We start from the raw sequence: 12,027 nt of genomic DNA, 5'->3' as shown, positions 1-12,027 counted from the left end.
ATGTGCCGCTCCAGGGAGGGAGCTGACTGGGTTCAGATGTCGCGAAACAGATCGTGGGCATCCAGCAGCCGCCAGGCGATCTCGGGGCGTTTTTCCAGCCCACGGCGGATGGCGGCGGGAATCGACTGGCGAATCTTGCGGCACAGGCCGGGCTGATCCTGGAATTCGATGGCGATGCCGCGCATGGTCCGCACTTCGTTGTAGCCAGGCTCGACGCGCAGGCGGATCCCCAGGTTTTCATACAGGCGTTGTTGCAGGCGCTGGAGTTCGTCGAGGCTCTGGATGTTCTCCAGGCGCTCGAGCAGGCGTTTTTCCTCCTGGCGATTCAGGCACAGGATGCGCAGGTCGCTGCCAGGCGCTTGCAGCAAGGCATCACGCCCGCAATCGCAGACGCCGGGCGGGCAGGGGGGACGGATCGGGATCGACGCGGTCATGGGCTCCACAAAGTCTGCTGCACAACGAAACAGCGAGCTTATCGCCGGCCCAGGCAATGTGATGCCTGGCGGCATGTGGGTCAAGCCTGTTGGAGGGGCCGCTGGTCTGGCGCTGTTGTGTGCTCCAGCGCTTTATTGTGGGAGCGAGCTTGCCCGCGATAGCGGTGGGTCAGTCAACATCAATGCCACTGATCCAACGCTATCGCGAGCAAGCTCGTTCCCACAGGGGATCTATGGCGGACGCAACAGGTGTGTTCGCTGAAATCCAAATGTGGGAGCGAGCCTGCTCGCGATAGCGATGGGTCAGTCGCGGAAATTACAGTCCCAACTCAGACAAGCCAGGATGATCGTCCGGCCGGCGACCCAGGGGCCAGCGAAACTTGCGCTCGCTTTCCTTGATCGGCATGTCGTTGATGCAGGCGTAGCGGTTGTACATCAGGCCTTGCTCGTCGAACTCCCAGTTTTCATTGCCGTAGGAGCGGAACCAGTTGCCCGAGTCGTCGTGCCATTCGTAGGCGTAGCGCACGGCGATGCGGTTATCGGTGAAGGCCCAGAGTTCCTTGATCAGCCGGTAATCCAATTCCTTGGCCCACTTGCGGGTCAGGAACGCCTTGGCTTCTTCGCGGTTGTGAGCGAATTCGGCGCGGTTACGCCATTGGGTATCCAGTGTGTAGGCCAGGGACACTTTTTGCGGGTCGCGAGAGTTCCAGCCGTCTTCGGCCAGGCGAACTTTCTCGATTGCCGATTCACGGGTGAACGGTGGCAACGGCGGACGAACTTCAGAAGAGGCAGACATGGCGAATCTCCAATGAGTTGATGAATGGCACAGGGTTCAACGGGTCAGGCGTGTAGCAATATCTTCAGCATGTCCTGGGCGTGATCAGCCGCGCTGTGGTCACCCATGACCAGCGCCACGGTAATGGCGCCGTCGATCAGAATCAGCAGTTGGCGGGCCAGGGCGTCCGGGTCTTCGACGCCTTGTTCGACGCACAGCCGGGTCACGTAATCGAGCAATTTCTGTTTGTGCATCTTCGCCACCTGGCGCACCGGGTCCTGCGGATTGCCGGTTTCGCCGCTGGTATTGATGAAGGCACAGCCGCGAAAACCTTCGCTGTCGAACCAGCCCTTGAGCACGGTAAACAGGTTGAGCAGCCGCGCAGTCGGCGTGGGCGCCTTGTCCACTTCGCTGCTGAACCAGTGCATCCAGCGCTCGTCTCGCCGCTTGAGGGCGGCCACGATCAGGTCGTCCTTGTTGGTGAAGTAGCGATAGACACTTTTCCTGGAGACGCCAGCGGTTTTCACCAGAAGATCCATGCCGGTGGCGGCGATGCCACTTCTATAGATCAACTTTTCGGCGACATCGAGGATGATGTCTCGTGTTTCATTACCAGTGATTTCGTTCATGGGGCGAAAGTAGAATGATCGTTCTCCTTGGTCAAGTCTTTTTTCTTGACGACAGGAAGACCCGAACCCATCCATGGTGTAAGCTCATGCGTTCTTTGGAATCGACCTTTTGCGAGCCCTATGCCGTCGCTCTTCAAACGCTCCCTGCTGCCCAAGTTGCGCAGCTTTGCACTGACCGCCGACGCGGTGACCATCCTCGATGGCGCTGCCCAGTTCCGCCGTTGCCTGCTGGAGAAAATCGCCCAGGCCACCCAGCGCATCTACATCGTCGCCCTGTACCTGCAACAGGACGAGGCCGGCCAGGAAATCCTCGATGCCCTGCATGCCGCCAAAGCGGCGCGTCCGGAACTGGACGTGGTCGTGGTGGTGGATTGGCTACGGGCCCAGCGCGGATTGATCGGCGCCAAGAAGCAGCCGGGCAACTCGGCGTGGTACCAAGAGCAGACCCGCACCCATGCCAGCGAAGTGCCGATCTACGGCGTGCCGGTGCAGACCCGCGAACTGTTCGGCGTGCTGCATTTGAAAGGTTTCGTGATCGATGACTGTGTGCTCTACAGCGGTGCCAGCCTGAATAACGTCTACCTGCACAAGTTCGACAAATACCGCTACGACCGCTATCACCTGTTGCAGAACACGGCACTGGCCGACTCGATGCATCACCTGGTGCAGCACGGCCTGATCACCTCCCGGGCCGTGCATCGCCTGGACCTGCCGAACCTGCCCAGCACCCGCAGTTTGCGCAAGGACATCGGTGACCTGCGCAGCCGTCTCAAATACGCGACCTATGACACCAGCGTCGGCAGCCTCGACAAGAGCGGCCTGTCGGTGAGCCCGTTGCTGGGTGTGGGCAAGAACAATCCGTTGAGCCGGGTGATCGGTGAACTGATCGCCAGCAGCCGCCAGCAACTGACCATCTGCACACCGTATTTCAACCTGCCCCTGGCCGTGACCCGGGAGCTCAACCGCGCCCTGGCCCGCGGGGTCAAGATCGACATCATCGTCGGCGACAAGACCGCCAACGATTTCTACATTCCGCCAAGCGAACCGTTCAAGATCATCGCGGCGCTGCCATACCTCTACGAAATCAGCCTGCGACGCTTCGCCAAACGGCATCAGCGCGCGATCGACAGCGGTCAATTGAACCTGCACCTCTGGCGTGACGGGGACAACACCTATCACCTCAAGGGTATGTGGGTCGACGAGCGCTACACCTTGCTGACCGGCAACAACCTCAACCCGCGGGCCTTTCGCCTGGACCTGGAAAACGCGCTGTTGCTGGACGACCCCAAGGGCGAGCTGCTGGCGCCGCGCCAGGCCGAACTTGAGCAGATCTACCGCCACACCCGCCGGATCGAGCGTTACCTGGACCTGGAAACCTTGCCGGATTACCCCGAGGCTGTGGCCCGGTTCCTGAAACGGGTCAGCCGGGTGCGGATCGAACGGCTGCTTTACCGGATCCTGTGAACACCCGCGCCATGTCGGAAAAAGACACCATCTCCATCCAGCTGGTGCGTGAGGCGTTGCTGCAAAGCTGCGCCCCAGGGGCGGCTACCGAGGAGGTCCTGAGCAAGGTCGGCATAGATCCGGCGCTGCTTGACGACGCCCAGGCGCGGGTCCCGGCCCATGCCTATGCGCGGCTCTGGCGTTTGCTGGCCCAGCGCCTGGATGACGAGTTTTTCGGCATGGACCCGCGCAAACTCAAGTCCGGCAGCCTGGCGTTTCTCTGCCAGTGCGCTATGGCCCAGCCCACGCTGGCGAGCGGTTTGACGGCGGGGCTGGGGTTTCTGTCGCTGATGCTCGAGCACCTGCCGGCCCAGTGGATGCGCCAGCAAAGTCTGGCGGAGATTGTGCTGCTGGAAGATGACCAGGCCCCGCGCCGGGCCTTTACCTATTTCACTTACTGGATGATCGTCCATGGCGTGGCTTGCTGGCTGGCCGGGCGGCGCATTCCCATTCTTTCCGTCGAGCTGCGCTGCCCGGCGCCGGATTTCTGCGACGACTACCGGGTGATGTTCTCCCAGAACCTGCGCTTTGACCGGCCCCGTACCCGGATGATTTTCGCTGCCGAATGCCTCGACCAGCCCATCCGGCGCAACGCCGATGAGCTCAAGCGTTTCCTGGCCCTGGCCCCGGCCAACATCCTGGTCAAATACCGCAACCCGCAAAGCCTGGCCAGCCGTATCCGCCACGACCTGCGGCAATTGCCTGCCGAACAGTGGCCGGAAACCGAGGCCCTGGCCCAACAGTTGTGCGTGTCCGCCTCGACCCTGCGCCGCCGCCTGGCGGAGGAGGGCCAGACCTACCAAGGCCTCAAGGACAGCGTGCGCAAGGAGTTGGCGATCTCCTGGCTGGCCGAACCCTCCATCAGCTTCGTCGAAATCGCCTCGCGCCTGGGCTTTGCCGATGCCAGTTCCTTCTACAAGGCGTTTCGCAAATGGTCCGGGTCCAACCCGGGGCATTATCGCAGCTTGATTCTCAACGAGTCCGACTGATCCAAGAACCCCTGTGGGAGCGAGCTTGCTCGCGATAGCGTCGGATCAGCTGCATTGATGTTGACTGACACACCGCCATCGCGAGCAAGCTCGCTCCCACAAGGGGGGCTTTGTTCGGCACGCTCATAAAACCGTCATTTTTCTTTGATACAAGCCTGTGCAGGCGCCGGAAAAGCCGGGCCATCCATCAGGGTAGTGTATGCACGTGACCGTTTTGGGCTGTGTATGAGCGTATTGGTCACCGGCGCCGCAGGGTTTATCGGTTTTCATACGGCCAGGCGGTTGTGCCGCGAGGGCCATCAGGTCATCGGCATCGACAACCTCAACAGCTACTACAGCGTCGAGCTGAAGCAGGCACGGCTGGCGTTGTTGGCCGAATACCGCAACTTCCGCTTCCTGCGACTGGACGTGGCCGATAAGCAGGCGCTGCTGGACGTGTTTGCGCAAAACCCATTCGAGTACGTCGTTCACCTGGCGGCCCAGGCCGGTGTGCGCTATTCCATCGATAATCCCGACCTGTACGCCCAAAGCAACCTGGTGGGATTCCTCAACGTGTTGGAAGCCTGCCGTGCCCATCGGCCGGCGCACCTGGTGTTCGCCTCGAGCAGCTCGGTGTATGGCTTGAACGACCGCCTGCCGTATGCCACCACCGATTCGGTGGATCAGCCGGTGTCTTTTTATGCCGCAACCAAGCGCGCCAATGAACTGATGGCCCACGCTTACTCGCATCTCTACGGGATTCCCACCACCGGCCTGCGGTTTTTTACCGTCTATGGACCTTGGGGACGGCCCGACATGGCGCCGTTCAAATTCACCGAGGCCATCCTCAACGGTCGCGCCATTGATCTTTACAACGACGGCGCCATGTCGAGGGACTTCACCTACATCGACGACATCGTCGAAGGCCTGGTGCGGTTGTTGCCGCGGCCGCCGGCCAAGGAAGCGGGCGTGCGCCACAAGCTCTACAACATCGGCTTCGGCGCGCCGGTGAAGCTCTTGCAGTTTGTCGAGTGCCTGGAAGAGGCCCTGGGCATTCCCGCGATCAAGCATTTCCTGCCGTTGCAACCGGGTGACGTGGTCGACACGTGGGCGGACACACGTGAACTGGAAGAACACATAGGGTTTCGCCCACAGGTTGCGGTGCCCGTCGGCGTGCAGTCGTTTGTCGATTGGTACCGCGAGTACTACCGCGTTTAACCCCTCAGCTGTTTATTGGAGCGTCATGCACGAAACCCTTTATGTGTCGGTCCTGATTCCGGCAAAGAACGAAGCCGGCAACCTCATTGCGCTGCTGGAAGAAGTACGGGCGGCGCTGGCCGACGTGGCTTTTGAAGTCATCGTGGTCGACGATGGCAGCACCGACGCCACCGCCGCTGAACTGCGGGCGTTGCAAGGCAGTGGCTATCGCCAGTTACGGGTGCTCAGCCATGCCCGTTCCCTCGGGCAGAGCACCTCGATCTACCACGCGGCTGAAGTGGCCCGCGGGCATTGGCTGGCAACCTTGGACGGCGACGGGCAGAACGACCCGGCCGACCTGCCGAAGATGCTCGACCTGGTACGCGGTTCGGAGGGCACGCCTGCCGGCGTCAAGCTGGTGGCGGGGCATCGCGTCAACCGCCGGGACACGGCGAGCAAGCGGTGGGCCTCACGGTTCGCCAATAAACTGCGGGCCAGTCTGCTCAAGGACCAGACGCCCGATACCGGCTGCGGCATCAAATTGATCGAGCGCGAGGCGTTTCTGCGCCTGCCGTATTTCGATCACATGCACCGTTTTATCCCGGCGCTGATCCGCCGTCACAACGGCCGGATGTTGGTGCACCCGGTGAATCACCGTGAGCGCGGGGCCGGGGTGTCCAATTACGGCAACCTCGACCGGGCGCTGGTGGGCATTGTCGATCTGTTCGGGGTGTGGTGGCTGATAAAGCGCACCCGCCTGGATATCAACGCGCAAGAAACCGAGGTGTGACATGGGCAGAGAAACGTTGTGGCTGGCCGTTGGCTTCGGGGGACAATTGGCGTTCACCGGGCGTTTTGCCCTGCAATGGCTGTACAGCGAGTACAAGAAGCGCAGCGTGATACCCGTGGGTTTCTGGTACCTGAGCATCATCGGTAGCGCGCTGTTGCTGGCCTATGCCATCTACCGCGAAGACCCGGTGTTCATTGTTGGCCAGTCCTTTGGCTTCATTGTTTATCTGCGCAACTTGCAGTTGATCGCCAAGCATCACGGGCAGGAAAACCGCGAACTCGCCGAGAAGGGCTGAGACGGTGCGGATACGATTGTCCTCCCCGCGCCTGGAGCTTCTGGCACTGGTGGTGTTGGCCTTGATCATGGTGGGTGCCGGCTTGGGTTGGCGCCAACCGATGAACGTCGATGAAGAGCGCTTCCTCGGCGTTGCCCTGGAGATGCTGCAGAACGGCTCATGGTTCATTCCCCATCGCGCCGGGGAAATCTACGCCGACAAACCGCCGCTGTTCATGTGGGCGGTGGCGTCGTTCGTGCAACTGACCCACCTGCCGAAAGTCGCCCTGTACCTGCCCGCGCTGCTGGCCGGCGCTGTCACCACCGCGTGTCTGTATGACCTGGGCCGGCGCTTGTGGGGGCGACGCGTGGGAGTGATCGCCGCACTCTTGTTTCTCGCCACCTACCAGACCTACAGCATCCTGCGCACCGGGCAGATCGATGGTTTTCTTGCGCTCTGGACCATCCTGGGGATCTATGGCTTGTGTCGGCATTTGCTGCTCGGCCCGGCGTGGCGCTGGTATTACCTGGCCTGTGGGGCGATGGGGCTGGGGATCATCAGCAAAGGCGTGGGTTTCCTGCCGGTGTTGATGCTGATTCCCTATGCCTATGGGCTGCGCCGAGGGTGGAAAGGCCTGGTGTCGATGCCGGGCAAGGCGGGGGCCTGGTGGTTGGGGCTGATTGTGGCGCTGGCGGCCATCGCCCTGTGGCTCGGGCCTTTATTGTGGATCGTCTGGCAGGGCAGCTCCGACAGCCTGGCGTATGCCCAGGAGATCCTGCTGAAGCAGACGGCGGGGCGTTATGCCAATGCCTGGGAGCACCGCGAACCTTTCTGGTATTTCTTCGTCCAGGTGATTCCGAAGTACTGGCTGCCGATCTTTTTCATGCTGCCATGGCTGGTGCCGGCCTGGCGCAGGCAGTTGCTCAAGCACGACGGTCGGGTGCTGGTGTTGCTGGGGTGGGTGGTTCTGGTGCTGCTGTTCTTCAGCTTGAGCAGTGGCAAGCGCAAACTGTATATCTTTCCCGCGTTGCCGGCCTTGATCCTGCTGGTGGCGCCGCTTGTGCCGTGGATGCTGCGCCGCTGGTTCAGCCAGCGGCCGAGGGGCAGGGTGGTATTCGCTGCCTTGACGGTGTTGTGGTTGGGCGCCTGGTTTGTGCGCGGCTTCATCGAGCCCCACCGGGAAGGCGTCAACCCCCACCAGACCTTGATGCGTGATGTCGCGGGGCTGACTTCGAATGCCGAGTTGGTGCTCGTGGGATGGCGCGAGGGCCATTGGTTGTTCGCCCGGCAACCCATCGTGCATTTTGGCTTCCATGACCGCCAGTCCCTGGAACGCTCCGCCATCTGGCTGCGCAGCCACCCCCAGGCCTTTGCCCTGGTGCCTGGGCGGGACATGGCCCGCTGCTACGACCCGCAAAAGGCGCGTCGGGTTGGGAATACTTCTCGGGCTGAGTGGTTCCTGGTGGGGGCTGATGCTGACAACCAGCGCTGCCAATCCCCGGCGCCGGAAAAGGTTTATTCATTTGCCTGGAAGCAGCCCTTGTAGCGGCTGGACCGCCGCCATCGCGAGCAAGCTCGCTCCCACAGGGTGCTTGGGCGTTCACAGAATCTAGGCCCACCACCAATCCCCTGTGGGAGCGAGCTTGCTCGCGATGACGGCCTGACGGGCACCACATCCCTCGAACCATGGCCAAACCAGTCAAGCAACTTGATGGCTTTGACCATTGCCGCCACCGTCCTTCGGCGCGAGTATTTGCCTGCTCTTCACGGTTCCCCCAACCAATAAAAAGTACAGAGGGATTCTGGTCATGCGCGATTATTCGTCCGCCACGTCGCAGTTCGATTACCTGCACACCGTCAATGCTGCGCTGCACGGCTCGCTCGAGGCACTCAATGCCTGTGTCGAGTGTTGTGACCGGCATGCATTGCCGGGTCGCATCGCCTTGTTCTGGGAGGGCCGTGACGGCAGCGAAGCCACCTGGACCTACCGTGACCTGCAGGACAACGCCGCGCGGTTCGCCAACTTTCTGCGCGCCCAAGGCGTCGGCCGGGGCGACAAAGTGGCCGGCCTGCTGCCGCGCACCGCAGAGCTCTTGATCGTGGTACTCGCCACCTGGCGCATCGGAGCGGTGTATCAACCGCTGTTCACCGCGTTCGGGCCCAAGGCCATCGAGCACCGCCTCGGCAGTTCGGGCGCGCGAGTCGTCGTCACCGACGCCGTCAACCGTCCCAAGCTCAACGAAGTCGCCGATTGCCCCACCATCGTCACGGTGGGCGGCGAAAAGGGCCAGGGCATCGTGCGCGGCGACTACAGTTTCTGGGCCGAAGTGGCGAACCACTCCAACCAGTGCGAACCGCTGATGCTCACCGGCGAAGACCCGTTCCTGCTGATGTTCACCTCCGGCACCACAGGGCCGGCCAAAGCGTTGTCGGTGCCGCTCAAGGCCATCGTGGCGTTCCAGAGCTACATGCGCGACGCGGTGGACCTGCGCCCTGAGGACGCGTTCTGGAACGTCGCCGACCCGGGTTGGGCCTATGGCATCTATTTTGGTGTGACCGGGCCGCTGGCCATGGGGCATCCCATCACGTTCTACGATGGCCCGTTCACCCTGGAAAGCACCTGCCGGATCATCAACAAATACGCCATCACCAACCTGACCGGCTCGCCCACGGCGTATCGCCTGTTGATTGCTGGCGGCGAGCAGTTTGCCCGCTCGATCAAGGGCAAGCTGCGCATCGTCAGCAGCGCTGGCGAGCCGTTGAACCCGGAGGTGATCCGTTGGTTCGCCGACAACCTGGACGTGGTCATCCACGACCATTACGGCCAGACCGAACTGGGCATGGTGCTGTGCAACCACCATGGGCTGGAGCACCCAGTGCACTTGGGCGCTGCCGGTTTCGCCTCGCCGGGCCACCGGATCGTCGTGCTGGATGAAAACCAGCGCGAGTTGGGCGTGGGCCAGCCGGGCATTCTCGCGGTGGACCGCAGCCAGTCACCCATGTGCTGGTTCGCCGGTTACCAAGGCGCGCCGACCAAGGCCTTCGTCGGTGATTACTACTTGAGCGGCGACACCGTGGAACTGAACCCGGACGGCAGCATCAGCTTCGTCGGCCGCAGCGACGATGTGATCACCACCTCCGGCTACCGGGTCGGTCCGTTCGACGTGGAAAGCGCGCTGATCGAACACCCGGCCGTGGTGGAAGCGGCGGTGATCGGCAAGCCTGATCCGGAACGCACCGAGTTGGTGAAGGCCTTCGTGGTGCTCAGCACCCAATACCGCGCCTCACCGGAGCTGGCCGAGGAACTGCGCCTACACGTGCGCCAGCGCCTGGCGGCCCATGCCTATCCCCGTGAAATCGAATTTGTCAGCGACTTGCCGAAAACCCCAAGCGGCAAGTTGCAGCGCTTTATCTTGCGCAACCAGGAGATCGCCAAGGTTCAAGAGACTTTGGCGCACAACGTTTCAGCTTGAACCCAAGGAAACCATGATGCAGATCGACAACAAGATTTTCCTCGTCAGCGGCGGTGCTTCCGGCCTCGGCGCGGCCACCGGTGAAATGCTGGTCAAGGCTGGCGCCAAAGTGATGCTGGTGGACCTCAACGCCGACGCCGTAGCTGCCCAAGCGCAGAAGCTGGGCTGCCAGAGCGTGGTGGCGGACATCAGCAACGAGGCGGCTGCTGAAGCCGCGGTCAAGGCTACCGTCGATGCGTTCGGTGGCCTTAATGGTTTGGTGAATTGCGCCGGTATCGTGCGCGGCGAGAAGATCCTCGGCAAGAACGGCCCCCACGCGCTGGCCAGCTTCAGCCAAGTGATCAATGTCAACCTGATCGGCAGCTTCAACCTGCTGCGCCTGGCGGCTGCGGCCATTGCCGAAACCGAGGCCAACGCCGACGGCGAACGTGGCGTGATCATCAACACCGCTTCGGTAGCGGCCTTCGACGGCCAGATCGGCCAGGCCGCCTATGCGGCCTCCAAAGGCGCCATCGCCAGCCTGACGTTGCCGGCCGCCCGTGAACTGGCGCGCTTCGGTATCCGGGTGATGACCATCGCGCCGGGTATCTTCGAAACCCCGATGATGGCCGGCATGACCCCGCAAGTGCGCGACTCCCTGGCCGCCGGCGTGCCGTTTCCGCCGCGCCTTGGGAAACCTTCCGAGTACGCAGCGCTGGTCCGGCATATCATTGAGAACAGCATGCTCAACGGCGAGGTGATCCGTCTCGACGGCGCCTTGCGTATGGCCGCCCAATAAGTCAGGAGGATTCATGATGTCCAACGATCCTATTGTCATCGTCAGTGCCGTCCGCACCCCCATGGGCGGTTTCCAGGGCGAACTGAAAAGCCTTACCGCCCCGCAACTGGGCTCCGCCGCGATCAAGGCCGCCGTCGAGCGTGCCGGAATCGCACCGGGTGCGGTTGAAGAAGTGCTGTTCGGTTGCGTGCTCGCCGCTGGCCAGGGCCAGGCACCGGCACGTCAGGCCGCGCTGGGCGCTGGGCTCGACAAGTCAACCCGCTGCACCACGCTCAACAAGATGTGCGGTTCGGGCATGGAAGCGGCGATCCTGGCCCATGACATGCTCATCGCCGGCAGTGCCGAGGTGGTGGTGGCTGGCGGCATGGAAAGCATGTCCAACGCGCCGTACCTGCTGGATCGCGCCCGTGGCGGTTACCGCATGGGCCATGGCCGGGTGCTTGACCACATGTTCCTCGACGGCCTGGAAGACGCCTACGACAAAGGTCGGCTGATGGGCACCTTCGCTGAAGATTGCGCCGAGGCCAACGGTTTCAGTCGCGAGGCTCAGGACGCCTTCGCTATTGCGTCCACCACCCGCGCCCAGCAGGCGATCAAGGACGGCAGTTTCGACGCCGAGATCGTGCCGCTTCAGGTCATGGTCGGCAAGGAACAAGTGACCATTCGCCACGACGAGCAACCACCGAAAGCACGGATCGACAAGATCGCCTCGCTCAAGCCGGCGTTCCGCGAGGGCGGCACGGTGACGGCGGCCAACGCCAGCTCCATTTCCGACGGTGCCGCCGCCCTGGTGCTGATGCGCCAGAGCCAAGCGGTCCAGCGCGGCCTCAAGCCTTTGGCGGTGATTCACGGTCACGCGGCGTTTGCCGATACCCCGAGCCTGTTTCCCACCGCGCCGATTGGTGCCGTGAAGAAACTGATGCACAAGACCGGTTGGTCGCTGGACCAGGTCGACCTCTTTGAAGTCAACGAGGCCTTTGCCGTGGTAGGGCTGGTGACCATGGACAAGCTGGAAATCGCCCATGACAAGGTCAATGTCCACGGCGGCGCCTGCGCGCTGGGCCATCCGATTGGCGCCTCTGGCGCACGGATCCTGGTGACCCTGCTATCGGCCCTGCGCCAGAAGGGTCTCAAGCGCGGCGTCGCGGCCATTTGCATCGGCGGCGGCGAAGCCACGGCCATGGCTGTTGAATGCCTGTATTAAGG

At 62.4% G+C, this 12,027-nt stretch carries 12 protein-coding genes; 9 read left to right on the top strand and 3 right to left on the bottom strand.

Annotated elements, in window-relative coordinates:
• Positions 1 to 32: 32 nt before the first annotated feature.
• The 3 genes from AC515T_RS15130 to AC515T_RS15120 form a co-directional block, all read right to left on the bottom strand.
• Positions 33 to 434 carry a hypothetical protein gene (locus AC515T_RS15130; RefSeq protein WP_122568584.1) on the bottom strand — a complete coding sequence of 134 codons (402 nt, stop codon included), beginning with the start codon at positions 432 to 434 and terminating at the stop codon, positions 33 to 35.
• Between the two features lie 316 nt (positions 435 to 750).
• On the bottom strand, positions 751 to 1,230 hold the full coding sequence (locus AC515T_RS15125) for a nuclear transport factor 2 family protein (RefSeq protein ID WP_046062452.1): 480 nt from the start codon (positions 1,228 to 1,230) through the stop codon (positions 751 to 753).
• A gap of 44 nt (positions 1,231 to 1,274) precedes the next feature.
• Entirely contained in the window at positions 1,275 to 1,838 is a 564-nt protein-coding gene (locus tag AC515T_RS15120) for a TetR/AcrR family transcriptional regulator (protein ID WP_496528953.1), read from the bottom strand.
• A 120-nt stretch (positions 1,839 to 1,958) separates the two neighbouring features.
• Here AC515T_RS15120 and pssA point away from each other — a divergent pair, with 120 nt between their 5' ends.
• The 9 genes from pssA (at position 1,959) to AC515T_RS15075 (ending at position 12,025) form a co-directional block, all read left to right on the top strand.
• Positions 1,959 to 3,302, top strand: coding sequence for a CDP-diacylglycerol--serine O-phosphatidyltransferase (gene pssA / locus AC515T_RS15115; RefSeq protein WP_496528952.1), 1,344 nt, complete (start codon positions 1,959 to 1,961; stop codon positions 3,300 to 3,302).
• An 11-nt stretch (positions 3,303 to 3,313) separates the two neighbouring features.
• Positions 3,314 to 4,330, top strand: a complete 1,017-nt coding sequence (locus tag AC515T_RS15110) for an AraC family transcriptional regulator (protein ID WP_496528951.1) — start codon at positions 3,314 to 3,316, stop codon at positions 4,328 to 4,330.
• 225 nt (positions 4,331 to 4,555) lie between these two features.
• The gene (locus tag AC515T_RS15105) at positions 4,556 to 5,527 is read left to right on the top strand and encodes an NAD-dependent epimerase (RefSeq protein ID WP_496528950.1); all 972 of its coding nucleotides are present in this window, start codon (positions 4,556 to 4,558) and stop codon (positions 5,525 to 5,527) included.
• Positions 5,528 to 5,552: 25 nt separating this feature from the next.
• Positions 5,553 to 6,296: a glycosyltransferase family 2 protein gene (locus tag AC515T_RS15100; protein ID WP_496528949.1), complete on the top strand. Its 744-nt coding sequence runs from the start codon at positions 5,553 to 5,555 to the stop codon at positions 6,294 to 6,296.
• Between the two features lies 1 nt (position 6,297).
• The gene (locus AC515T_RS15095) at positions 6,298 to 6,591 is read left to right on the top strand and encodes a lipid-A-disaccharide synthase N-terminal domain-containing protein (protein WP_496528948.1); all 294 of its coding nucleotides are present in this window, start codon (positions 6,298 to 6,300) and stop codon (positions 6,589 to 6,591) included.
• A gap of 67 nt (positions 6,592 to 6,658) precedes the next feature.
• Entirely contained in the window at positions 6,659 to 8,116 is a 1,458-nt protein-coding gene (locus AC515T_RS15090; protein WP_496533140.1) for an ArnT family glycosyltransferase, read from the top strand.
• A gap of 262 nt (positions 8,117 to 8,378) precedes the next feature.
• Complete coding sequence (locus AC515T_RS15085; protein ID WP_496528947.1) at positions 8,379 to 10,043, top strand: AMP-binding protein; 1,665 nt, start codon at positions 8,379 to 8,381, stop codon at positions 10,041 to 10,043.
• A gap of 16 nt (positions 10,044 to 10,059) precedes the next feature.
• The gene (locus AC515T_RS15080; RefSeq protein WP_496528946.1) at positions 10,060 to 10,821 is read left to right on the top strand and encodes an SDR family NAD(P)-dependent oxidoreductase; all 762 of its coding nucleotides are present in this window, start codon (positions 10,060 to 10,062) and stop codon (positions 10,819 to 10,821) included.
• Positions 10,822 to 10,837: 16 nt separating this feature from the next.
• Positions 10,838 to 12,025 carry an acetyl-CoA C-acyltransferase gene (locus AC515T_RS15075; protein ID WP_496528945.1) on the top strand — a complete coding sequence of 396 codons (1,188 nt, stop codon included), beginning with the start codon at positions 10,838 to 10,840 and terminating at the stop codon, positions 12,023 to 12,025.
• Positions 12,026 to 12,027 lie beyond the last annotated feature (2 nt).

The organism is Pseudomonas sp. FSO-7 (assembly GCF_059579345.1).
This window is presented reverse-complemented; position numbering and strand designations above follow the sequence as displayed.